This window comes from Paenibacillus sp. 1001270B_150601_E10 (genome assembly GCF_015558675.1).
In the GTDB taxonomy this organism is placed as follows: domain Bacteria; phylum Bacillota; class Bacilli; order Paenibacillales; family Paenibacillaceae; genus Paenibacillus_B.
On sequence record NZ_JADMOL010000012.1, the window covers coordinates 89,527 to 114,221 of the forward strand.

General features: G+C 46.7%; 21 protein-coding genes and 2 pseudogenes. 6 read left to right on the forward strand and 17 right to left on the reverse strand.

The annotated features are described in order from the left end of the window. Positions 1-139: 139 nt before the first annotated feature. The 5 genes from bshB2 to I2H74_RS20630 all read right to left on the reverse strand — a co-directional run bounded on the left by bshB2 (position 140) and on the right by I2H74_RS20630 (position 7,361). On the reverse strand, positions 140-793 hold the full coding sequence (bshB2, locus tag I2H74_RS20605) for a bacillithiol biosynthesis deacetylase BshB2 (protein WP_195576123.1): 654 nt from the start codon (positions 791-793) through the stop codon (positions 140-142). A 33-nt stretch (positions 794-826) separates the two neighbouring features. After that, the gene (locus tag I2H74_RS20610) at positions 827-1,171 is read right to left on the reverse strand and encodes a YojF family protein (RefSeq protein ID WP_195576154.1); all 345 of its coding nucleotides are present in this window, start codon (positions 1,169-1,171) and stop codon (positions 827-829) included. Between the two features lie 274 nt (positions 1,172-1,445). After that, positions 1,446-4,700, reverse strand: a complete 3,255-nt coding sequence (locus I2H74_RS20615) for a polysaccharide lyase family 8 super-sandwich domain-containing protein (protein WP_195576124.1) — start codon at positions 4,698-4,700, stop codon at positions 1,446-1,448. Between the two features lie 486 nt (positions 4,701-5,186). Then, positions 5,187-5,999 carry a pyrroline-5-carboxylate reductase gene (gene proC, locus I2H74_RS20625; RefSeq protein WP_195576126.1) on the reverse strand — a complete coding sequence of 271 codons (813 nt, stop codon included), beginning with the start codon at positions 5,997-5,999 and terminating at the stop codon, positions 5,187-5,189. Between the two features lie 189 nt (positions 6,000-6,188). Continuing rightward, positions 6,189-7,361 carry an alanyl-tRNA editing protein gene (locus tag I2H74_RS20630; protein ID WP_195576127.1) on the reverse strand — a complete coding sequence of 391 codons (1,173 nt, stop codon included), beginning with the start codon at positions 7,359-7,361 and terminating at the stop codon, positions 6,189-6,191. Between the two features lie 622 nt (positions 7,362-7,983). Between I2H74_RS20630 and I2H74_RS20635 the strand changes: the two genes are divergently transcribed. Next, positions 7,984-8,955 (forward strand): hypothetical protein, encoded by a 972-nt coding sequence (locus I2H74_RS20635; protein WP_195576128.1) that lies wholly within the window; start codon positions 7,984-7,986, stop codon positions 8,953-8,955. Between the two features lie 255 nt (positions 8,956-9,210). Here the strand turns inward: I2H74_RS20635 and I2H74_RS20640 are convergent, their stop codons facing one another. Continuing rightward, entirely contained in the window at positions 9,211-9,660 is a 450-nt protein-coding gene (locus I2H74_RS20640; protein ID WP_195576129.1) for a carboxypeptidase-like regulatory domain-containing protein, read from the reverse strand. A gap of 302 nt (positions 9,661-9,962) precedes the next feature. Here I2H74_RS20640 and I2H74_RS20645 point away from each other — a divergent pair, with 302 nt between their 5' ends. Next, positions 9,963-10,493 (forward strand): NUDIX domain-containing protein, encoded by a 531-nt coding sequence (locus I2H74_RS20645; RefSeq protein WP_195576130.1) that lies wholly within the window; start codon positions 9,963-9,965, stop codon positions 10,491-10,493. A 119-nt stretch (positions 10,494-10,612) separates the two neighbouring features. Continuing rightward, on the forward strand, positions 10,613-11,197 hold the full coding sequence (locus I2H74_RS20650) for a hypothetical protein (protein ID WP_195576131.1): 585 nt from the start codon (positions 10,613-10,615) through the stop codon (positions 11,195-11,197). Between the two features lie 156 nt (positions 11,198-11,353). On the opposite strand, the gene I2H74_RS20655 is transcribed toward I2H74_RS20650, so the two are convergent. From I2H74_RS20655 to trxA, 8 genes are all read right to left on the reverse strand, one after another. Beyond that, a complete protein-coding gene (locus I2H74_RS20655) occupies positions 11,354-12,091 on the reverse strand; it encodes a Bax inhibitor-1/YccA family membrane protein (protein WP_195576132.1) in 738 nt (245 codons plus the stop codon). A gap of 170 nt (positions 12,092-12,261) precedes the next feature. Continuing rightward, positions 12,262-13,974, reverse strand: a complete 1,713-nt coding sequence (locus I2H74_RS20660) for an ABC transporter ATP-binding protein (RefSeq protein ID WP_195576133.1) — start codon at positions 13,972-13,974, stop codon at positions 12,262-12,264. Positions 13,975-14,191: 217 nt separating this feature from the next. After that, a complete protein-coding gene (locus I2H74_RS20665; protein WP_195576134.1) occupies positions 14,192-15,619 on the reverse strand; it encodes an erythromycin esterase family protein in 1,428 nt (475 codons plus the stop codon). 100 nt (positions 15,620-15,719) lie between these two features. Further along, positions 15,720-15,914 carry a helix-turn-helix transcriptional regulator gene (locus tag I2H74_RS20670; RefSeq protein ID WP_195576135.1) on the reverse strand — a complete coding sequence of 65 codons (195 nt, stop codon included), beginning with the start codon at positions 15,912-15,914 and terminating at the stop codon, positions 15,720-15,722. A gap of 21 nt (positions 15,915-15,935) precedes the next feature. Then, positions 15,936-16,457, reverse strand: coding sequence for a DUF6773 family protein (locus I2H74_RS20675; protein WP_195576136.1), 522 nt, complete (start codon positions 16,455-16,457; stop codon positions 15,936-15,938). 284 nt (positions 16,458-16,741) lie between these two features. Then, entirely contained in the window at positions 16,742-17,128 is a 387-nt protein-coding gene (locus I2H74_RS20680; protein WP_195576137.1) for a rhodanese-like domain-containing protein, read from the reverse strand. Positions 17,129-17,202: 74 nt separating this feature from the next. After that, positions 17,203-17,523 carry a rhodanese-like domain-containing protein gene (locus I2H74_RS20685; RefSeq protein ID WP_195576138.1) on the reverse strand — a complete coding sequence of 107 codons (321 nt, stop codon included), beginning with the start codon at positions 17,521-17,523 and terminating at the stop codon, positions 17,203-17,205. 227 nt (positions 17,524-17,750) lie between these two features. Next, positions 17,751-18,071 (reverse strand): thioredoxin, encoded by a 321-nt coding sequence (trxA, locus tag I2H74_RS20690; protein ID WP_195576139.1) that lies wholly within the window; start codon positions 18,069-18,071, stop codon positions 17,751-17,753. A gap of 105 nt (positions 18,072-18,176) precedes the next feature. Between trxA and I2H74_RS20695 the strand changes: the two genes are divergently transcribed. The 3 genes and pseudogenes from I2H74_RS20695 to I2H74_RS20705 all read left to right on the forward strand — a co-directional run bounded on the left by I2H74_RS20695 (position 18,177) and on the right by I2H74_RS20705 (position 20,716). After that, complete coding sequence (locus I2H74_RS20695) at positions 18,177-18,461, forward strand: ArsR/SmtB family transcription factor (protein WP_195576140.1); 285 nt, start codon at positions 18,177-18,179, stop codon at positions 18,459-18,461. A 4-nt stretch (positions 18,462-18,465) separates the two neighbouring features. Next, positions 18,466-20,127, forward strand: a pseudogene (locus I2H74_RS20700) (FAD-dependent oxidoreductase); the annotation flags it as partial. Positions 20,128-20,281: 154 nt separating this feature from the next. Beyond that, positions 20,282-20,716: a GNAT family N-acetyltransferase gene (locus I2H74_RS20705; protein WP_195576155.1), complete on the forward strand. Its 435-nt coding sequence runs from the start codon at positions 20,282-20,284 to the stop codon at positions 20,714-20,716. Between the two features lie 180 nt (positions 20,717-20,896). Here the strand turns inward: I2H74_RS20705 and I2H74_RS20710 are convergent, their stop codons facing one another. From I2H74_RS20710 to I2H74_RS20715, 3 genes and pseudogenes are all read right to left on the reverse strand, one after another. Further along, positions 20,897-21,373, reverse strand: coding sequence for a hypothetical protein (locus I2H74_RS20710; RefSeq protein ID WP_195576142.1), 477 nt, complete (start codon positions 21,371-21,373; stop codon positions 20,897-20,899). An 871-nt stretch (positions 21,374-22,244) separates the two neighbouring features. Further along, positions 22,245-22,409: pseudogene (locus I2H74_RS24840) on the reverse strand (IS30 family transposase); the annotation flags it as partial. Positions 22,410-22,554: 145 nt separating this feature from the next. Then, positions 22,555-23,865 carry a hypothetical protein gene (locus I2H74_RS20715; RefSeq protein WP_195576143.1) on the reverse strand — a complete coding sequence of 437 codons (1,311 nt, stop codon included), beginning with the start codon at positions 23,863-23,865 and terminating at the stop codon, positions 22,555-22,557. Between the last annotated feature and the right edge of the window lie 830 nt (positions 23,866-24,695).

Genomic DNA, 24,695 nt, shown 5'->3' on the forward strand with positions numbered 1-24,695 from the left:
GTGATAATGGTTATCAGTTCGATACCCACACAATGGACATTTTGTGAACAAAAGAAGGTCTGCTTCCATCGAAGCAGACCTTCTGTGACTTTTCATATATAAAATACGAGGCATATTCAAGCCTAGAGTCCTATAAGGACTAACCTTCAAAGCGATATGTCCACAATCGCTCGGTACGGTAATGAGCAAGCCGCTTCGGATCGTCAAACGAGCCATTGCCTATCAGCAGCTGAAACTGGCTTTTATGAGACTGAATCGCACGAATTTTGCGCTCTACAACATCGCTAACATCATGCACGATATCTGGAGCGCCAAGCATATCCACACTATGCTTCGTCATAGCAATGCACTGCACAATTGGACGCTCGCTCTGAGTCAGGCGCTTCACTGCTTCGATCGTCATGCGACCGGCTGCGTCATGATCAGGATGCACGCCGTGGCCTGGATAAAAAGTGAAAATCAGCGATGGACGACATTGCTTGATCTTATCCACGATTCGGCTGATCCACAGCTCTTGATCCTCAAACTCTACCGTCTTATCCATCAGCCCCCAGCTTTCTACATGCTGGATACCGATAACGTTGCAGCATTCGTGGAGCTCTTGTCTGCGGATCTCTGGCAGCGTCACTCGATTGGCGAATGGAGGCATGCCAAGATTGCGTCCCATTTCCCCTAAGGTTAAACATATATACGTGATCTGTGCTCCCTCTTCTACATGCTGAATGAGTGTCCCTGCGATGATCCCTTCGTCGTCAGGATGAGGCAGCACGACTAGAATGCGTTCGTGTTCCATGTTGTTCTCCTCTACTGTGCAGGCTGTTCCTGCTTAGAATGGTTCCTTGGACAATTGAAAAGCGACAACAAGCTTGCCTTCATCATCATGTCCTGCTGCAATGATCCGATCCTTCTCCTGCTCTTCCCAATGGGTAAGCCCTTGGGCATATACCCAGCCTGTCTCTGTCTTAAGACCGATGCGATACGGTCCTTGGCCTGCAATAGAGCCTTGGCTGTAACGAATTGCGGCATTGGTAATAAAGGCTGAGGCAGTCAGCATCGACTGATTCCGCTTATTGGCGTATGCGCCTGTCGTCATCTCAAGGTGCAGGTAGACGGCTTCGCCCTTCATTGCATCCAACATCCCCTGAAGCACTTCAGGTATAATGGGCTGCATCATCTCATCCACCCCTCTCCTGTATGTCTGTGTTGACTTATTATATCCCATTGTAGGCTCATTGAAGGAATGACGCAATAAAGCAAACTCCGATTGTTTATCCATTCGTGCCCATTCATTTTCACTCTTATATGGAAGAAAAAAAAGCCTAAGCGTGTCTTTCGGACACGATCAGGCTTTTGGGAGTACGACTTGAACTCAAAGCTTTAACTTTTTGATATCTTATAGAGATTCTAATCCTTAGGCATTGGCCGTTGCAGCTTTATGCCCCTATTTAAGGCGCTGCTTGAAACTGGATCTCAAGCGCAGGTCTGCTGGCCGCCGTCGCATGCTCCTTCGAAGCATAGCTGACATCTCCCTTGGAGCCTGCGTTTACAGGCGATATGACAACCAATGACAGCTGCTTGTCACCCGTCAAGGAAGCGATGACCTGGCTCGTAAGGTCCACTTCAACCGAGGTGCCCGATGCAGGGGCGACAAAGGTGCCCAGCACCGTGCTGCCAGCAGGCTTATTATTCCACGTTAAGGTTGACTCGGTCCACGTATCGCTTTCCACGAGCAGCACCTGATGGTTGATGCCGGTTGTCCCCGTTCCAACCGAGGTCAGCCTTAGCTTGGCGCTTTGCACGGTGCCCAACAGTTGAGACAGGTCGAACTTGAGATAGGATTGGCGCGCATAGCCCGATCCGTCATTTTTGACCACGAGGCTCGTTTGGGTGCCGAAGTTCTGGGCTGCATAAGTGCCGTCGCGGACATAGGCATCATGGGTCGGGTCGAGCACCGCTGCAAGCGCAGGCGTTGCCGAGCGCTCATTCGACGCCGCACTTTCTCCCGCGGCGTTATACGCCTTCACGGTGAAGTAATAGACTTGACCAGGCGCAAGTCCTGTCACCGTCAGTTTATTCTCCTGCGAGACGGCTGAAGCCTCGATCATCTCTGTATAGCTGCCTGATGCCGTGCCGTAGCTTACGCGATAGCCGGAGGCCCCTGCGCTGTGGGTCCATGTCAGCGCAATATTAGAGCCGGAAGGCTCGGCTTGAGTAAGAACCGGCGCCTCTGGGACGGTTGGATTCCCCATAGACAGCTTCACCGTCTGGGCGACACCATAAGTGGCGCTTGTTCTTACGGTCAGCTTAATGGTTGGTGCAAGCTGCGTTACTGTAATGGACGGGTCCAAGGCGAGCACACTGCCAGCAGGCTTATGTATCTCGAGGTGGATCTCGCCGTTATTCAGCTGCGTAGGGTCTGACACGCCAATATGAAGCTCCCCATTGCTTTCCTTCATCGTAACGGAAGCCTTCTTGTCGCTTGACAGGATAGGAGCACCATTCATCGATACTGCCTTCTGTTCATCCTTCCAGAAGTTCGCTCCCAGCACTGCATGCTCGGTGTCGAATATCGCATGCACGTCATCGTTCTGAGCGAGGACCTGTACGGTAGGATTGGCTGCATAGCCGGCAGTCGAAGCTGCGCTTTGATTTGGAAGCAGGACATAAGCATAAGAACCGTCTGTAGGCGACTTGCCATGATCGAAGGCAAGGCTCAAGTATGGATCCGTAACAGAAGCAGACGCCCCGCCCGTGTTCACCTGCTGCCAGCTTCCTGCACGAGCTTCGCGCTTCATGTTAAGGCTAGGTGCGTTCGGGAAATAATAACCGATGTCAGCGCCTGGCACAGCACCTGCAAGGTGCGCCCAGCTCACGCCATCAAGCTTCTGTGACCAGCCAAGGCTTGCAGGCTGCACAGCGCCGTTTACAGTAAGCACATTGTTTCCCGCTTCATTAAGCTTGCGGTTCTCTACAATCGTCTCCACCTGGCGATTGTCCGTGCTCTTGATTCCTGTGCCAAGCGCTGTGACGCGGTTGCCAAACAGGAACCAGGACTTCTTCCCTTGCAGGGTGCTGCCTGTATTCTGAGCATTCGAGAATTGCATGCCGACAGAACCGTAAAGCTGATCGATTGCAGAGCCGCCAACCCAGCTCATTGGGTTCATATAGCTCTTCCATGCAACCGGCGTACCGCTTCCCGAGCCATCCGTCGTTGTTCCAGGCAAACGGTACATATCTGCTGTTGCCCAGTAGTTACCGCTAAACTGCTGAAGATCGCTGTTATAAAGCGTGGTCATGCCGACGCCTGTATGCCAGCCCTTAATATTTTCCCCGTTGCCGTATTCAAAGGAAGAGATGCGCGGGGAGAACATGCTGATGCCGAATCCAAACTGATCTCCATAATGGGCGACCCGATCCATGCTAGGGAAAGCATAATGACCGATAAGGTCTCCACGCGGTATGATGGAGGCGTCATTCATGAGGTTCTTGCCCAAGATCATCTCAAACATGCCTGCTCCGGTAAAATAGTTCACGAATGTCGTATCCGTGCCAATCCATTCTTTCACCATCCGCTTGATATGCAGCGCCTCCGCAGCCGGCGCGCCTTCAGACAGGCGCAGGATGGCAAGCACAATGCCGCGTCCTGACGTATGGTCATTCGTATTCTGACGCGAAATGCCGCGGCCGCGCAAATTATCCATGATCGCTCCTTTGTAAATCAAAGGCTCAAAGCCTTCACGCACCCAGCGGAACACATTCATGGCGTTCGGGTCCGTAATATTCCAGGAGGAATCCTTCAGCAAATAGAACATATCCGCAATTCGCCCAATGAGAACAGCTCCGTAGCCGCCTGTATAAGCGATGTTGGTATGCTGGATGAAGGAGCCATCCTCATAGAAGCCATCCCCTGTTTTGACATATAAAAATGCCGGTCCCATCGCATCTCGGCCTTGCGTAATCTTGGTACTTGACTGTCCGATTATCCCTCTCAAGGCAACAACGAACGACTTGTCGAGGAGATTGGCTCCCGTCTCGGTTACGCCATTGATCGTCCGCTTGCTTGGATTCGGCACAAAGCGGTCAATGGCTCTCATATATTGATCAATTTGACTTGGAGTTAAATGATCGTACATCAACACAAGCGTATCATTCACAAGCTGAGGCGTCCCGATTTCCCAATCCCACCAGTTGCCTGTCTCCGTCTTGTTCTCGTTGTATCGGTTCGCATACGCCCAATCCAACGCGCTGATGATATCTTGTTTTAATTGTTCGTTGTGATATAAGGCTGAGCCACGCGTCGCATAGACGAGGGCCATCTGCTTCAGGCGGGAAAAATGAGTGGAAACTTGGTCCGAAGCGGTAGTGCTTTGAAGATCGCTCCAGAGGTACGTGCGTCCTGGCTGCTTGTTCATCGTATCCCAGATGCCGGTAGACTCGGGATTGCTGACCGAACGACTCTTTGCCGCAAGGTTGGCTGCAATGTCCGGATCAAGCGGATCATAGGCATCTCCTCCAGTCAGATAGGTGTGCCACTTTGCTCGCAGCACATCATATTCCGTCATGCCCGAAGATGCTTCGGCGCTCGGCATCAAAGACAGCATTAAAGAAAAGGCAAGCAGCGTAGCCATAAAGCGCACGGCTAGTTTATTGGATAATGGAAGCGCTTTCGATTCTGGATAGAGCGTTGCGTCACGCATCATATTCCTCCTCATTATGACAATTCAAATGGTCAAAAAAGTCGTCCCTTTATTGCCGTTCGAAGCCTGGATGATCCTGTTATCGGTCACCTCCTCTATGCTGTTTCCCCACATGACAGGCGATGGATGCGAAGGATCGAGATTCCCCGCTGCATGCTCCTTGTCAGCAGGCTCTGCCACTGTTTAGTTGCAGTGATTAGAAGACAAGTCTAGTGTATGATGAGCGGAGAAATTTCTCAATATATTCCACAAAAGTTCTCAACATTTTCTTATCTTTTTTTTCGCTCGAAGCCGTTCGACATCCCCCACGCCAGAACGACCTTAAGTGCGCGTGATCAGCGGGCTTGGGAACCTGCGATGCCTCTTATGCCGAAAGCCTGCTCGTTATCGCAAAAAAGGCAGGTAGGTGCAACCATCGTTACACCGTACTCCGCCTTTGCAAAAGGAATGGGGGTTTTGCCTTATTGCATTCCCACTTCCGGGATTCCTTTAGTTATGAAGCATCTCCTGATCCTTTGCGATGGTAGCATCCACGCACTTGATTACCGTTGAGCTAAAGCCTGCGTCCTCTAAGGCGCACAGCCCAGCGATCGTCGTTCCGCCTGGAGAGCACACTTTATCAATGAGCACCCATGGCGCATCCTCGCTCTCCAGCACCATTTTGGCACTGCCCAGCACCGCCTGCGCAGCGATGCGTGTCGCTTTTTCCTTTGACATACCTGCCTTCAAAGCCCCTCTAGCCAGCGCATCAATAAAGAGGTAAGCATACGCTGGTGAGCTTCCTGCAATTCCAATGAATATGCTAAATGAATCCTCATCCAGCTCCATTGCCATCCCAATCGCATTAAACATATCCAGGAGGTATTGAACCTGCTCTCTTGTAGCCACAGCATTCCCTGCTATAGCACTCATGCTGGCGCCGACTAAAGCATTGACATTCGGCATCGCCCGTACGATTGCGACAGGTGCATCTTCCCCGATCATTTGCTGTATACGCTCAAGCGTCAACCCCGCTGCAATGGATACAATCAGCGGCTGACGGGATTGGATCAGACCTTTAAGCGGCTGAAGCAGTGCCTCGAATTGATGTGGTTTGACCGCTAGGACAACCACATCCACTCGTTCAAGCAGCTCTTCGCTCGAACAACACGCGATGGTGCCCGTCTCCTCTGTAAATGCCTTTAATTTATCAGGCGAGTGATCGGTTACATAGACCTGCTTCGCGTCAATAAATGATTGTGCGATTACGCCTCGAATAATTGCACTGGCCATGTTGCCAGCCCCGATAAATCCTACTCTCATGCTGTCATCTCCTTCTCTTCAATCATACCCCATTGCAGGAGGGGTTAATCTCCTGCTGTCAGGCACAATACATAAAGCCCCACGCTGGTACGTTCTCCAACGTGAGGCTGTCGTTCTTAGCATCTTCCATCCGGCGGCTGTTCGCTTCAACCCCTCATATACTCAAACTCAATGAGGGTATTCTTCCCCTTAAGAACGGATGGCCTGCTTCGCAAATTCGCAAAACGAAACAAGATCTTCCTTCGTCGAGAAGCCAGCTTGAGCGAGCTTCGGCTGTCCGCCGCCTCTGCCCTGGTAGCTTTGCAGATGCTCTTTGAAGAAGCCTCCGCAGGATAACTCGTTCACGCCGCTATGGGCAAGCACAACCTTCTGTTCTTCCATACTTCCTAAGAGCACCACGTCATCCACTAGACCCGTCACTTTAAGCGCAAGCTGCTGAAGCTCCTGCATCGACTTATCCTCATACAGCTGATAGAGGAGACCGCCTTCACCGCTCTTCACCAGCTCATCTGCTTCATAGGCTGCAAGTCGTTCCATGGCAGCGTCCAGCTTCATCTTCTGTGCCCGAGTCTCCTGATCCCATTTTTCCACACGATCCCATATATCTCCATGACCTGTATTGAAGCGCTGAGCCAGGGCATCCAAGATATGTACGCTGTCCTGATAATCTCGCAGCGCGCGGGTCCCGCACTTGAACGTAATCCGGACATGTCCCTTCTGCTTCTCTGCACGCAGTAGCTTCATCAGTCCAAGCTCACCAGTACGGCTAACGTGGGTCCCTCCACAAGGATTGTACTCCACGCCTTTCATCTCCACGATTCGAATGGACTCGGTCACCTTCGGCATTTTTACAACCGGGAGCGTACGAAGCTGTTCTTCTGTCACAAAGTAGCTGACGATCTCAAGGTTGCCCATGATCTGTTGATTCACTTCCTGCTCAAGCTTCAACATCTCCTCACCAGATAAGGTTGGGAGCTGAAGATCAATGGTGGCATACTCTTCTCCGAGATGAAAGCTCAACGTCTCTGCCCCAAGCAGCTGTAAGGCCACTGCTGACAGCAGATGCTGGCCGCTATGCTGCTGCATATGGTCGAAGCGGCGCTCCCAATCAAGCACACAGTGAACCTCTTCTTGAGTTGGCACAGACTCCACCTGATGTATCACTTCATCGCCGTCTAGCACCACATCTACAACTGAAATGCCTTCGATGGTGCCTTGATCACAGGGCTGTCCGCCGCCATGAGGATAAAATGCTGTTCTATCCAGCACCACATAGTGCGATCCATCCTGCTCATAAGCTCGCATAACCTTGCTTGTCCACGCGTTGGCGTAAGCTGATTCATAATATAGCTTCTCCGTCATGTTTTCCCCTCGCTATGCCATAGTCCCCCCATTGTAACAAAAAGGCACCATGGACGCACAAACGAAATCTTTTTTCCAAGATTCAAAGACCGATTCTATTCATTAGCCGTAATCGAAAAGGATTCCCCATCATATATTAAGCAGTGCAGGTCATGACAAGCATAACGCACCTGAAACCTTTTGATGACAAATATGCTCGAATATGGTATAAATATAAGCACACAGCAAGAAAATACCCGTTTTTTGCCGAATTTCGGCCCAATGCTCACAAGGTCTAGTTTATCCTCCTCCTTTCACCTCTATAGACTTTGAATCGGCAGCGACCTTCACACCTATCCCAATGTTATCAACTTATGCATGACTCCTTCACCCTAAGCGTTTGCAAGCTCTTAACAAACCCATCATCCTTTGACTATCAAACACTTTCGTATGGCCGCCGTACCGTCACATGGTCCTGTACCTTATGTTTGACCGCTATCTCTACCAATCAAGTTTAACCGCTTACATTCTACCATCTCAGCAGCACCTATACTCTTTATCATGTCCAGTTATGGAGAAAGGAACAGGCAAGTTATTCAATACACATACGCTCTATGAACAAACTCTTGGGAGGCGATGATTAATGTATGGAATCCACTATAAGTGGACGGAATGGATGCTGCACGTCAAATGGTTTACCGAAGATTATGACTGGAGCCCCCAACCATTTAGCAAAGTTGTTACACCTACCTTTTGGTTTTGGCTGTTTTTTACGATGTTTGCTTTGTTTCTCGTTACAATTGGTCAACACTGGATGGAGAGGTTCACGGTTGTCCAAAAGGTGCATAGCACGCTTAATAAGTTTAAGCGATATAAGCTATTAGTGTTTCGAATCGGGATTGGAATTGGGTTGACCCTGCAGCTTGTTACAGGCACCTACCTTGCTCCTAAGATGGTCTCCAATGAATGGTGGGTCTATATTGTTCTTGGAATCGCGATTGCAGGCCTGTTTCATAAGCGTCTTCTTCCTGTGAGTGGAGCAGCTCTTGCCGTCCTTTATATTAAAGCGATTTTATCTTATGGATTATTTCTGAGCTTAGACTACGCCTTTTATCCTGGCATCATCTATGTGCTGTTCGTATCCGATCGGCCTTGGAATCGTACGGCTTTGCCAGTGCTGTATGTATGGATGGGCGTCTCTCTCGCCTGGGTTGCCATGGAGAAGCTGACAATTGCGAAGCTTGCCTGTTCCCTCATGCATGAATATGGAATCCCTACGCTGGGCTTCACCGTGGAGGACTTTGTCCTCATTAGCGCTTTTATTGAAATGGGGCTGGCATGGGCCTTTATGGTAGGCTTGATGAATCGCTTCTCCGCTTTATTGCTTACGAGTGTATTTATTTTAACGACCTCTGTCTTTGGCTTCACCGAAGTCGTTGGCCATACGATTGTTCATACCCTGCTCCTGATCTTCATCATCATGGGGCGCGAGGAACCAAGCCTGCCAACACGCTTCCATCGTTCCATGGTACTGCGATGTTTATTCGTCACGGTAAACTTCGGCATTATGGTATTTGGCCTCATGGCAGTCTATATCTGGATGGGGCATATTTAGTGAATAAAGCCTATTCCAAGGATGTCTAAGCTCCTATCTCGGTGCTAGTGGCAGCTTGATTAAGCTGTAGTATAAACTAGGAAGCAATGAAATGAACTTATCCCTAAACAATGAGGCCGCATTATGAGGAAGCTCTCCTCTATGCGGCCTCATCTATTAAAATACATGTTCTCGGTCGAGAGGGTTAAATCACTTCCGTCTCCTTCCAAAATACTGTGCCTTCGCCATACTCCTTGGTGACGTGATCATGCAGCGTCATATCGATACGATGAAACTGGTTATAATCCAAGCCCGGTTCATGGCTGACATGAACGAGATATGCATAGATATGCCGACCCTCGCCGGCACTTTCCAGAACTTTATTAACGGCGTAAATGGTTGAAGGAACACCATCGATTCGCACCTTACGCGGAACGCTCTGAAGGAATAGATCTCCAATCCATTGATTCTAGCATTGACAACCATATCAGCAAATAAAGGAACGTCCCACGCCCAATACTCCAGATTGTGAACACCGTAATCCTTGCAAATGAAAATATCATGATACAGCCCTGGCTCTACTTCGATCTCATAGCAGCCTTTCTCATCCGTAAGAACCTCAACGACGGGCGTAAATCGATGATTATCAAGTCTAACCGTCGCCCCTTCCAATGGATTGCCGTTGAAATCCTCTACTCTTCCAGTGAGCTTTACTCGCTTCGACACCTGATCACCCCATAATCATTCCATTGGAGGAAGTATAAGGGATCGTCGCGCATTTGAATATGAAGCATGTAACATGTGTACTTTTCGTAAATAAATCGATCCTATGCTATCATAAAAGGCACGACTTGATCATACTAGCCAAATACCTAACGGTATATATGTGCAACAGATGCGTCTTAACTAGAGTTCTAATGCTTCAACTTCTTTTATCTGCTCCTATAGAAACGAGGCGCACAGCCTGTGAAAACAGACATATGATGAAGAGACTTGTTCGTTTTACTACGAAAGAAGGTGAAGCCAGGATGAGATTGCTGCGCAAGATGGTTCATCCCGATACGCCCAGCGGACAGATTCGTATCTATGAGCGCAAGGCTGCACGAGCCATTGTGCTGGATGGCCGTCAAATCCTGCTTTTATATACAGCGCGCTACAATGACTACAGCTTCCCAGGAGGCGGCGTTGATCCTGAAGAAGACCTGATTACAGGATTAAAGCGGGAGCTTATAGAAGAGACGGGGGCCAAAAATATTAAAATTCTAAGCGAGTACGGCTATATTGATGAGTACCGCCCCCATTATAACCCCGAACACAATGTCATTCACATGCTCTCCTATTTCTATATATGCCAGATTGATCGTGAGCTCGGAGAGGCTAAGATGGAAGATTACGAGGCATTAAATGGCATGTCTGCGGTGTGGATCAATCTCTATGACGCGATTGCGCATAATCGAAAGGTTATGAAAGACAAGGAAGCGTCCATGGGACTGTCCATTGAACGGGAGACTTATGTATTGGAGCTTGTGGCGAAGGAATTACTTCACGAGACTGGGTAACATTCATATGGAAAGTGTTAATACTACAAGCATAGATTGAAAAAGATTGGGTTCAACGTTAAGCGGCATCAAGCGTCTCTTCTTGCTTATGCTGCTATTGTTGGGACAAAGGAGAAGATATGGCACAAGCAAACAACAAACAACGCTGGAACGATCTGATTGAGCTTCTACTCTATGTCATTTGCGGCGTGTCCCTTGTCTATTTTGCGATTAAAGGAAACAATCCGAAATGCTTTCAAGCAGTGCTTATCATTGCTGTACTGTTGCTGCTGCGCGGATTAATCAAATTAACAAAAAGCGAGCTTCCTCCAGCCCTTCGCTTTTCGGTGCTGCTCTTTATCGCACTTACCATGATGTTCGCCAACATGTTCAGCATGTACGGCATGATCCCGTATTTGGATAAGATTGAGCATCTACTTTCTGGCGTTATCCTTGCCTTTGTCGGCTTGTTCCTATTCGAAAGGCTAGCAAAGCGTCATGGCGACCCTGAGAGCATTCCGCCACAGCTGGCAGCATGGTTCTCGCTCTGGTTTGCCATCGCGATGGCGGGCGTATGGGAGATCTATGAGTTCACCGTGGATCATCTATTCGGCCTCCGATCTCAGAACGGCAGCCTGAATGATACCATGCTGGACATCATTTGCGGCACAGTGGGAGCAATTGGAGCCACGTTATACTTGCACTTCACGTCTAAGAAAAAGTAATACTGTCTTTTTATAGACCCTTTAATAATGAACGACCGTGTTTAAAAACCAGATATATCACCAAACAGATGCTGGTCTGGTCATCAAAGACGAAATCCATGATAAAAAGGACATCCCCTATAAGGATGTCCTTTTGTTGTTCCACCATGATGCGAGTTAGTCCCGGCTAGCCAGCTTGGCAAGCAGACGCAGCACCTCGATATACAGCCATACCAAGGTTACAGTCAACCCAAATGCACCGTACCACTCCATATATTTAGGAGCCCCGTGCTGTGCGCCGTTCTCAATAAAGTCAAAGTCGAGCACCAGATTGAGAGCCGCGATAATGACGATAAAGACAGAGATCCCAATTCCAATGAGACTACTCTCATGCAGATAAGGAACGGTGATGCCAAAGAAGCTTAAGACAAAGCTTATGAGATACACGAGGGCAATTCCCGCCGTCGCGGCAAAGACACCGAGCTTGAAGTTCTCTGTCGCCTTGATCATACCTGACTTGTAAGCGAGCAGCAGGCCTAAGAATATGCTGATGGTAATCAAAGCTGCCTGCAGTGTAATGCCGCCTTGGAAGGTCTCGTAGGTTGCGGACAGCGAGCCTAAGAATACCCCCTCCAGCACAGCATACACCGGTACCAGATAAGGCGCCGTTGTTGGCTTAAAGCTGACGATAAGCGCTAAGACAAACGCTGCAACAGCTCCGCCAATCGCATACATCAAGACGTCATAGCCCTGAAAGTACATGGACCATGAGACAGAAGCGCCTGCCAGAAGCAGCGCAAGGGTCATAAATGATTTGTTGACCGTTCCGCCAATGGTCATCCGTTCTTCAGAATGAGATTGATTCTGCTCAAAAACTTTATCGCTTAGTGTAGGGTTACCACTTCTTCCGATCAAACGTAATCCTCTCCTTCATTCAGCATTTGGTAGAATACCATTATATTAACATATGTTCATATTTATTAAGGTGACCTTTTTGATATTCACGTGCTGGAATTTCAGGAATCGATAGGGATTGATCGTCTGAAAGCTCACTTTTCGATCCCAAGGATACAATAAGCAGGTCTTTACACCGGCTGCATAGCATTCAAACGGCTGTATACGCCGCCTTTCGCCACAAGCTCGTCATGCTTGCCCTGCTCCGCGATCCCTTGCTCGTTCATAACGATAATGCGGTCTGCATTCCGAATCGTAGACAAACGATGGGCAATGACAAGTGTTGTACGGCCGACAGACAATTCGGCAAGGGATTCCTGGATCGCCGCCTCTGTCTCCGTATCCAGTGCAGAAGTCGCCTCATCTAGAATCAAGATCGGCGGATTCTTCAAGAACATGCGGGCGATCGACATCCGCTGCTTCTGTCCTCCAGACAGCTTCACGCCGCGCTCGCCAATGACCGTGTCCATGCCTTCTGGCAGCTTCTCAATATGCTCAGCGAGTGAGGCTCTTCTTGCCGCTTCCCAGATCTGCTCATCAGTCGCATCAAGATCGCCATATGCAATATTCTCCCGAATCGTACCAGAGAAAAGGAACACATCCTGCTGTACAATCCCGATATGCTTGCGAAGCGACTCCAGCTTCATATCCCGTATATCGATGCCATCAACGGTGATGCGTCCTTCATTCACATCGTAGAAGCGAGGCAGCAAGCTGCAGATGGTCGTCTTCCCTGCCCCGGATGGGCCGACAAAGGCGATCGTTTCTCCGGCACGAATATTCAGGTTTATATCCCTTAAAATCGAGCGTCCTTCCTCATAACCAAACGAGATGTGATCAAAGTGAATGTTGCCTTTTACATGATCAACCTCGATGGCATCCGGTACATCCTGAATCTCTGGATCAGTATCCATCACTTCAATGTATCGATTAAAGCCAGCAATACCTTTTGGATAGCTTTCAATGACCGCATTGATCTTTTCAATCGGACGGAAGAAGATGTTCGACAGCAGAATGAACGCCATGAACTCCCCAAGCTCCAATCTTCCATCAATATAGAACCAAGCGCCGCAAACCATTACGAAGATCGTAATCAGGCGCATCATCATATAGCTGATCGAGATGCTCTTCGCCATCGTCTTGTACGCTAACAGCATTGTCTTCCGGTAATTTTGATTATCAACCGCAAACAGCTTCTCTTCATGCTTCTCGTTCGCAAACGATTGAACAACACGAATACCGCCGATGTTGTCCTCAATGCGAGCATTAAAATTGCCCACTTCGCCGAACAAGCGTCTATAGGCCTTCGTCATTCGACCGCCAAAGAAGATGACTACAGCAGCCATCAGCGGAACAATGATAAAGGTAATCAGCGCAAGCTCCAGATTAATTGACGCCATTAACGCAAAGGAGCCTACAAGCGTCATGACCGCGATAAAAATATCCTCTGGGCCATGGTGCGCCATCTCGCCAATATTGTTCAGATCGTTCGTGATTCTGCCGATCAGATGGCCCGTCTTCTGATTGTCGAAGAATCGGAAGGACAGCTTCTGGAGATGCGAGAACAGCTTTCTGCGCATATCCGTTTCAATATTAATGCCAAGCATATGTCCCCAATACGTAACAATATAATTCAGAACTGTATTCAGCGCATAAATGGCTAACAGTCCGATACAAGCAAGGACGATCCACTTCCAATTGCCCGTCGGAAGCAATTCATCGATGAATCGGCTGATCGCGACCGGGAACGCAAGCTCTAGCAGTCCTGCAATGACGGCACAGGTAAAGTCGAGAATAAAGAGACCTTTGTAAGGCTTGTAATACGAGAAAAACCTCTTTAACACTTGCAAGGCTGACCACTCTTTCTTCTGTTTGAACTTAGGAATCTACCATTTGTATGAATCTTCCTATACAGAAATGTTATTATATCACAGGATGATATGACAGAATCATTGATATTCAAAATTTACATATGTCCTATATAAAAACCCGAACAAAAAAGCAGACCGCTCCCTGTTGATAAGGTGAACGATCTGCTTTGATTGTTGCTGGCTTAACTGCTTATTTGTTTCCACGAATATATTGCGGCGAGTGCACATCTTTAATCAACAGCAGGCCATCATATTGATCACGGGCAACAAGACTCTCAGGAATCATGCCCCAGCTGTATGCATACTGCGGCTCAAACATCCACGAATTGCCGCGCTCATTACTACGGTATTTAAGGTCAATAAAAGTATACGGCGAGTTGCTTGCTTTGGACACAATGGACTCTATCGATCCCTCTTCTAATGGAAGAACATCGTGCACGGCCCCGGAGTTATCGGACGTTTTGCCGCTTACCGGATACAATCCCAGCACATAGCTGTACTTTTTCCACTCTTCCGGAAGGCGTTCTCCCATCAGCTTAACTGGATAAGGAGAGCCCATTACTTCACTGTGTGCTTTGCGAATATGGTCATTATGCGCCCATACGATAAATTTCTCATTCGGGTACACTTCAGTCGCAAGCCAGATCAAGTTATCAAGCATCGCTTGGTCCCGCCATTCCATTGACTCTAGGAACGTCTCGGCGTAGGCCGTGTAATCTTCTTCTGCATAGCTGCGATTAGCCTTAATAGAGAGCTCGACATACTCGTCTGCTACACGAATGCGATCCTGAAGACTACGCTCCAACTGCTTCACAAGCTTAGGATTAGAAGGATACAAGGCTTGGATGTGCTCCTCGCTTCCCTTCGCCTTGAGTGCGCGCAGCGCTTCCTTGTAGACGCCAATCAGGCGGTTTTTCTCATTTTGATACGCCTCAAGCTCGGTTCCTCCAGAATAGTCAGCAAGCTTCTCTTCTGCTTGTTTCAAGCGCTCGGCGAGCTTCTCATCCTTAAGCCATTTGCCATCCATAAGTGGAAATTGGAGCTGCATATCAAAGCCGGTCAACATAAGCGGCTTCTCGCTGGCCTGGGTCTCCTTCAAGTAGTCGAACAAGGGGAGAATCTCCTTGCTCCACCATACGCCGAAGATCGAGTCCTTCATCGTCTGTTCGGCACTCTGGCTGGCTGCCTGTCCGTAAGCAACCGAAGCATTGCTTAGCCCGCTTTCAAAGGCAAGCACATTATAGCCCATTTCCTCATGAAGATATTGAATCAGTCTCGTCTTGGCCTGGTTAAACTCGGCAACACCATGAGAGCTCTCCCCGAGAAATACGATGCGCTTATCATGCAGCAGCGGCTTAAGCACCTCAAGATCCTTGAAGCTTTCTTTCTCGATCTTGCCTTCGACAGGCATAATCGTATCCAAACGATACGCATGATCCCTTGTCCATGCCTCCCAATCGGCCAGCGCCTCCTTGGTTGTTCGCGCTACCTGCGACACGGCCTCGCCCATCTGATTCAGCTCAGCCGCATACACCGGAGCTGTACTTGCAAACAATTGTACACCTAGTACAGCCGCTGCAACGATCCCTGTAAGCTTACGTCTGTTCATCTTCGCCATCGATCATTCATCCCCTTAAGTATTGATCTCTTCTGTCCTGCTGTTTCTCTCTCCATTACTCCTCAGCGATCTCACATCATCCTGCATACTTTTAAAAGAACTACTCTTCCCAGAACAGATCGTCCAGTGTTCGTCCTAATGCCTTACATATCGCGACACATAGACTGAGAGAGGGATTGTACTTACCAAGCTCAATCAGACCTATCGTCTGTCGGGATACTCCAACGATTCGCGCTAGCTCATCCTGAGAAAGATCCTTCTCCACACGCGCCATTTTCATCTTCAAATTTTTCATTGTGCTGTACCTTTCTCATCCCTATTCAATGAGGTCGCTATCTTCAAGATCGCTGTCTGAACGACGTTTGCTCAATCTATTCATCGCGAGGTGACTAACGGCTGTCAACACAACAAAGAAAGGAATGTACATCATTAGACTTGCGAAAAAAACGATAAAGAAATACTCTACTTCAAGTGTCCCGCTTCCATCACCATAAAGATATGCGCTGCGGAATCCAAAGAACAAGGCAAGAAATAAGCCTGATGCAAGACCGATCAAGATTTGCTTCTTCGTCATGGAGAAGCGATGCGTCTGATCGTGCACCTCAACCTCGTCAGCGTATACTCCTGTGCTGACACTTCGAATCGCATAATATACCCCATTCACAATAAGGATAATGAGTTCTGTATATACCGGCTGCCCCTCTGTGAAAAAGAACGTCTTCACAATGACCGATATACAGCAGATGATCATTACCAGAACCCAGGCTTCCTTCGCAATTTGATTTTTCAGATTCATGATGCGTTCGTCTTGAACAGCGTTTCGTTTAAACCATTTCATATCACATGCCACCCTCATGGTTATTTCTTCTAAGTGATTTTGATTATAACGATATATCGCGCATTTTGCAATATATATATGTCATTTAGTTTTATATATTATACTTTATGACGCATAGAAATTGCCCTGCGCATATTCCCTGGAAGTCGCTTCTGCTGCGTATTTCACCATGAAAGGGCAGCTTATCCCTATTAAAATAAAAGAAGCCCTTCCTTATCTCGATGAAGATAAAGAAGGACTTCTATTCAACGGCTGCATATGCGATTTAGTGGCTTACACGCTTATTAGCTCATGCGCTTTCCGTTCCAAGCCATGAATCCGCCCTGCAAATGATGAAGGCTTCCGTAGCCGCTCCGCATTAGCTTTGCTGCAGCTTGCTTGCTTCTCATTCCACTTTGGCAGTACAAAAATAACGCTTTGTCCTTTGGAATCTCAGATAGCCTCTGGTCCAACTGGGATAGCGGAATATTTTTGGCACCTGCAATATGCCCGCTCTTAAACTCCTGAGGCTCGCGAACGTCAATGAGCATATGAGGCTTCGTTTCCTTCAGCTTCTCAGCGAAGACTGTATGGTTAAGCTCGGTTAAGCCTTTTACTTTTGCAAATTTTTTATAGAAGAACCACGCGATCACTAGCAAGAACAGAACAATAAATCCATTTGTGGCATCCATGCTGTAGGTTGCTCCTTTCCGACTCCATATCTTGATAGTTAAAGAAACAGCTAAGTTCACTTATTTATGTCGATTTATTCCCCGTATGCTTTCTCTCCCGGCCATTCCGACATCCCACCGGGCATGTTAATCACGTTATAGCCCGAGCGGTGTAGATACTCGCATGCCATTTGGCTTCTACCGCCGCTTTGGCAAACCAGAATGGTTTGTACGTTTGGATCGAATTCCGATATACGATCCGGAATCTGCTGCAGTGGAACATGCTTCGCCTGCGGGATGTGTCCGAGGAACCATTCGTTTGGTTCGCGCACATCTACAATCGTAAGCGCCTCTCCCTGCTTTAGCTTCTGAGCGATTTCTTCTGGCGACCATTCAGGCCATGCTTGTGTATTCATGATCATCTTCTCCTTTGGTGATTCTTCATGGATCATCGATCCTCTACGTTCTACGTTACGTCTACCATTGTTTCGTTCATTCAGATATATTGATATATCATAATATTAAGATTTTTTGATTATAGATATAATCTCTACATCACATCTAGTGATCACCTCTAAGCTCCAACTCCCTTGCTCATTGCATTCCTATTGCGAATGCAGCGGCATCAATTGCAGCCAATCGATTACAAATGCGACTCCACCCAGCGCTTCAGCTCAGATGCTGGCTTAGCTCCCACGGATGAAGCTACTACTTCTCCTTGCTTGAACAGCAGCAAGGTTGGGATCCCTCTTACTTGGTACTTCGCTGCGGCAGCTTTATACTGATCGACATTCATCTTCGCTACTACGACACTGCCACCCAGTTCTCCTGCTATTTTCTCCAGCTCTGGCGCAAGCATTCGACAAGGTCCGCACCATGGCGCCCAGAAGTCCACCAGTACAGGCAGATTAGATTGTAATACTTCTTTATCAAAGGTTGAATCGGTAACTTGAATAGGTGACATCCCTACTCCTCCTTTTGTTATCGCCTTGGAACAAGGCTTGCATTTTTTATTATAATATCATAATATTACGATATAACGTTGTTGTAAAGAGAGGCGGACTCACGGATGGACAATAATTTTAAAGCCTACAACGAGACAGCCGAGATTCTGAAGGCACTCGCTCATCCCGTGCGATTATGCATCGTAAGGGGATTAGTACAGAAGGGCAAGTGCAATGTCAGCTACATGCAGGATTGCCTCGAACTGCCGCAGTCTACGGTGTCTCAGCATTTACAGAAGCTGCGGACGATGGGCATCGTGGAGACGGATCGGCAGGGCCTTGAGATTTTTTATTCCGTTAAGGATGAACGAATCAAGAAGATCATTAACTTATTTTTAGAGGAGGCGTAAGTTCATGGGTAAAAAGGTATTGATCGTAGGCGGCGTAGCAGGAGGAGCTTCAGCGGCAGCTAGACTTCGCCGTTTGGATGAGCAGGCGGAGATTGTCATGTTCGAGCGGGATGAATACATCTCCTTCGCGAACTGCGGCCTGCCATACTACATTGGCGGCTCCATACAAGAGCGCGGCAAGCTGCTCGTGCAGACCCCTGAAGCCATGAAGAGCCGCTTCAATATTGACGTGCGCGTGCACAGCGAAGTGGTGTCGATTGACCCGACACAGAAGGTCGTTACCGTACACAGCAAAGATAAAGGCACGTACGAGGAAAGCTACGATGCGCTTATTCTATCCCCAGGGGCGAAGCCGATTCGCCCATCGCTGCCAGGCATCGACAGCCCTAGTATTCATACGCTTCGTAACGTCAATGACACAGATAAGGTCAAAGCCAAAGTATCCGAGGAAGGAACTCGCTCCGCAGTTGTCATCGGCGGTGGATTCATTGGCGTGGAAATGGCGGAGAATCTAAAGGAGCTTGGACTTGAAGTGACCTTGGTGGAAGCTGGATCGCAGATTCTGGCTCCATTCGATGCGGAGATGTCCTCTGTATTGACCAAAGAACTGCAACACCACGGCGCGAACGTCATTTTGTCCGATATGGTGCAGGGCTTTGAGCAGAACGGCAATCAAGTGAAGGTGCAATTGGCAAGTGGCCATGCGCTCGAGGCCGATATGGTGCTGATGGCGATTGGCGTCACTCCGGATGTCTCCTTCCTAAAGGAGAGCGGCTTGAGCTTCGGTCCACGGGGCCACATCTTAGTTGACGAGCATATGAAAACAAACCTGGAGGATGTGTATGCGGTTGGAGATGCCGTTGAGGTCGTTGATTATGTTAATGGCCAGAAGACGGCGATTCCGCTCGCTGGTCCTGCCAATAAGCAAGGCCGTATCGCTGCGGATAACGTATCTGGTCTTGGAACGACGTACAAAGGCTCGCAGGGCACATCGATCATTAAAGTATTCGGCCTGACGGGTGCTGCAACAGGCAACAACGAGAAGACGCTGAAGCGCCTTGGCCTTCCTTATCATGTGGTCAATATACATCCAAGTTCCCACGCAACCTACTATCCGGGCGCGAATCCGATGTCATTGAAGCTGTTATTCAATAACGAAGGCACCGTGCTTGGCGCACAGGCTGTCGGTGTAGATGGCGTCGATAAGCGAATCGATGACATCGCCACCGTTATCCGTCTTCGTGGTACAGTTACGGATCTTACGGAGCTGGAGCTGTCCTATGCACCCCCATACTCCTCCGCCAAAGACCCGGTGAATATGGCAGGTTATGCAGCGGAGAACATGTTAACGGGATTAACAGAGGTATTCGTTCCTGCTGATTTGGATGGCGTGTCCTTGCAAGACATTCAGCTTGTGGATGTTCGTACGCCGCTTGAGCACAGCAGAGGCCATATCGAGGGTTCTGTCAACCTTCCGGTTGATGAGCTTCGCGATCGTATGCAGGAGCTCTCGCCAGAACAAGAAGTATGGGTGTATTGCCAAGTGGGGCTTCGCGGGTACACGGCATCCCGTATTCTGAAGCAGCATGGCTTCAAGGTGAAGAACCTGACTGGCGGCTACAAAACCTATCAGATGTCACAACCGCTCGCCAATACAGCTGCGCCTGTTGCAGCAAAGTAATGTAACTTTTTTATTCGAATAAAGCCATGCTATGATCATAGGAGGAGGATTGGTTCCAATGGAGCTAGACTCCTCTTTTTATTATTTTGAATCAGCGGATATGTTGAAATGGACCGCTTGGAATAAGGAGCGAAACGTCATGGGCATTCAGATCGCCACGAAACAGGACATGCCATGGGTAAACGAGCAGTACGAGAAAGCAAGATTCGTACCCAGTCAATATGACCATGAGCATATCGCCATTGTCACCTATAACGATCAACATGCAGGGGTTGGCCGATTGGTTTTTGTGAGCGAGGATGAGGCCGAAATCGGCGGCATCTACATCACTGAGGAATTCAGAGGCCTTGCTCTTGCACATCAGCTTGTCAATGATTTGGTTCAAAAAGCGAGAGATCGACAGCTGCGGCAAGTGTACTGTCTTCCTTTTGAAGAGCTGCTGCCTTTTTATGAAAAGTTCGGGTTTAAGCTAGCCAGCAACAACCCTAACTCCATTCATCCTGCCATTGCCAAAAAGCATCAATGGTGCTTGGACAACTACGACAAGAACGTTCTATTGCTTGCGTTAACCTAGTGGATAGGAAGAGGCACGGAAAGCATCTCTTCGGATGGCTCTTGCTTCTTGTTCATCTACACGATCGTTTAGGCACATTCGCAGGAATGGCCCCACAAGAGAAAAAAGTCTCCGAGACGTCTAAGTCAATCGGAGACAGTATCATTAACCGTAGCCATATATACGAATCGTCCACAGACTCTATCTTTTTTCCGAAGCAGTTCCTGAGACATGTCTCTTGCGGCGTATCCTTCCAAGAAAAAAGATGAACAGCATGAGCATTAGACTGACGAGTAGGATCTCCCCTGCCCGTACACCATAAGGCCCGAGCAATAATAATAGTCCATGTCGAAGCGGAAACTTGCTCATATCAAGCGGAATGAAGCTAACAAGATCTCTGTACAGGATATTCACTACAAGGGAAAACAACAAGTATCCGAATCCCGTTGTTATCGAGCAGATGACTAAGGCTCGCATAGGCAACGCCCTGATCCGCTTAGCCATACCTAATACGAACACGACTAATACAGGTATCGAAATATAAGGATAGTAAATGATGGCCCCGTCATAAGGACTACCGATGAAATGATCGTATAGCCCATATACACCAATGAAAAAAGACAGCAGGAGAGAAACCAGCACCGAGATCACGCCGACAAAAAAGAAAATAGGAAACATCGCCCTCATCCACCTCCTGACTTATGAACTTAGCGGCATCACATGAGGAAGGCTCCTGCCATACAGGAGAAATGGTTTAGCCCCTGAACCACCTTCTCCATCGCATTCGACGTGGCTCTAATAAAGTAATACTCCGAGAAGTATGACATATGGATGTGCTTATCGTATCCCGCTTTGATCCGCATGTAAAGCTGGGGAAGGCAGCTCACGTCTAGAAAGGAAATACAATTTCTAGGAGGACACGCAAACATTTGACAGTATATTCATGCGTCTTTTTATATCCTGCTCACTTTTCAAACGTCTTGCAAACTCAACCTTCTTGGAATCTCCGCTAAGACATCTTGCCCACCTTCTGTTTGATAGCACATATAGCCTCCCTTTTAGGGATATTATGTGTATACAAGAATGCACTTCTAAAAAAGTTCAAAGTAGGATTACATTCATTACACGAATCGACTCCTTACTCTAGCTTTGCTCAAAGGAGTTAATTATGACAAGGGAAGCGAGTAGACCTTTATCTTCACAAAAAGAAGCCAACTTTACACCTCTATAAATTACAGTAGACTACTAAGACATGTATCTGAAAACTCATTACTGAGTCAATTTAAAAATAGTAGCCACGAGGCGAAAATGTTTGATTTTATTGAAAAAGCACTTAACTAAGTGGGGTTCTTTGTATAAATACCAATCCACTTTCCCTGAATTTCGACTATTCGATTTAGGTGGAATTGTATAGAATTCCCGTTTCGCCGTAATCCAATTCCGAATAGCATCGGAGCCATGTGTTCTACAACATTTTTTAAAAAGAGATGCTCTGGTCACTTTCTCTAACCAAAACATCTCTCTTTCATAAAATATATACGACGGATTGTCAAGCTAAGTACGACAGTTCATCCATGAAAGCTTCGTGAGCAGACATCCAGCCTAGACATTTACGAGGACGATTATTAATGAGAAAGATAGCCTTGGCCAAATCTTTATCGGTGACCAAAGCAAAATCATGACCCTTTGGGAAGAATTCTCGAAGAAGACCATGGTTAGTTGTGGTGACTTCCATTTTACACGAAACTAACATGGGCCTTTTTGTATTTTAGGTGTCGCACTTCATATTACAATCCGTCATACTTTAATAGCTACAAAGAACAAATATTTAATAATAATGCTAAGAATAAAATAAGATATTAGTATGAACTGTCGACCAATACACCTCCTAACTTCAAACCATCATATACATTTTTAAATTTTGAAAAAACAAGATATTTAGTACCTGTTGAGTTATTGTTAACTCTACCTTTTAAAATACCTTCAATGCAAGCATAGGTTTTCTTACCATTCGAGATATGTGAATAGAACAACCCTCCACTATCTCCTGCCACTGCAGCTGCATTTTCAGTCAATACCATGTCTAAGTTTCCATTAGGGTCATCAAATGATTCATCCAGAACTGTAAGAGCATGAGTGCCATTACCACCAAATGATTGAGCATGTAGAGTTACTGCGTCACCGACTTCATGCCTACTTCCATTATAATCAAAGGTCCCAATTGTTAGGGAGTTTAAATTTAAGTTTACGCTTGGATCAACACTACTTACATAATTGATATATCCAGCATCAATCCTAGAAGTAGGTGAATTAACAGCATTATTCATCGACCCTATACTAGAAGATCCGTCGCTCAAATCGAAGTATACACTATTTCCACAATGCCCCGCAGTTACACCAACATATGCTCCACTCGAGTTGAATGCGTTAAATCCCAGACTACACCATGAGAAAAGTATTTCATTCGGTCCCATATTTATTCTTTCACCAGGATATAAATCATATGCCAATTCTTCAGTAGACATGTCACCAACTATCCAATTCACCATATCCTCATTAATTTTCTTTAAAATATCATCTTTATGTAACGAGAACGACTCTTCAGAAAGATATATATTAACTTTATTTGTCTTACTATTCATACCTACACCTGATAAGCCTAATGCATTAGCTGAATCATATATTACTTTTTTACTGTTCTTCAACTCTTTTTTACTATACTTTACATACTTAAATTTTGTTTTATCAGGGTATTTGCTTTTTTCTTTAATTCTCTTCTCAAGGTTATCAACTTTCTTAGTCAATAAATATACGTTAGTCCCATCTTTTTCAGAATAAGTGCCCCCAAAGATATCGCCATATTCTGATTCTAAGTATTCCTTTATCGCTTGACGATCTTCTAATCGAGCATCGTTTAATTTAATAGACTCAATATCTTTTACTGTACTCTCAATAGATTGTTGTACAGTTTCTACAGATTGTTTAGAGTCCATAGGTATCGCCTTGTAAATTTTCCCTTCATATTCATAATTTCTAATTTTGTAAGCAGCAGCCATTGGATCTTGGTAATCAGTATTTGAACCATTAGCCTCCACATTTGAATCTAGAGTAAATGAGAAAAACATTGAAAATACTAAAGTAAAATAAATGATTCTACGTAAAGTGCTCATAATTACTCCTCCTAAAATAACATTAAATTAATTTGACAAATAACAATAATGATTTACCCTCATTTCCGAGGTAATACCATTTATTAACAATACAAAAATGCCATTTTATTCAATATTATTCAATCCTTTCATAACACATTTTTCTTATATCGCAATCCTAGGCAATTCATACAAAAAATATCTATATAAACTCCTGTTTTCATTATTAATCATTTACATTAATCAAAATTCACTTGATACGTAAAGATTTTCAAGTATGAAAGGAACTTCTCCAAATTGAGGCCGCTGAATAAGTCCATTCATAAGAGGTGCGATCTTTTAAGAAAGTTAAGGAGACTGTGACTCCTTCAGGCTGTTGTGAAACCCCTTCTTTTTGTAATCGAGAAAAACTTACTCGATTCTTGCCAGAAAAAGTGGCTCTCAGATCGTTTTAAATCGATTTTTCTTCTCGGAGACCAGAGTCCTCCACATAAAAATAAGAGTGCCGAAAAGTCCTCTGGACTTTCTCGACACTCTGAAGGAGACTGTGTCTCCTTTCGCGTATAGCGAAACGCAACTCTATATGACATCATCGTACTTAAAAGATATCAACCTACTGGATGTGCTTATTGACAAGACTCTTGACCTTGCCGTAGAATGAAATGTCCTCAGTAGTACGGCGATTATCGTAGCATCTTAAATGGTCTTACACACTTTCTGCGCATGTTCTTGCAGATGTTTAATATAAGTTAATTTGTTTGATTCAAAACCAAAAGACCCTGATTTTTTTAATATATGACGGATTGTCAAGCTAAGTGCGACAGTTCATCCATGAAAGCTTCGTGAGCAGA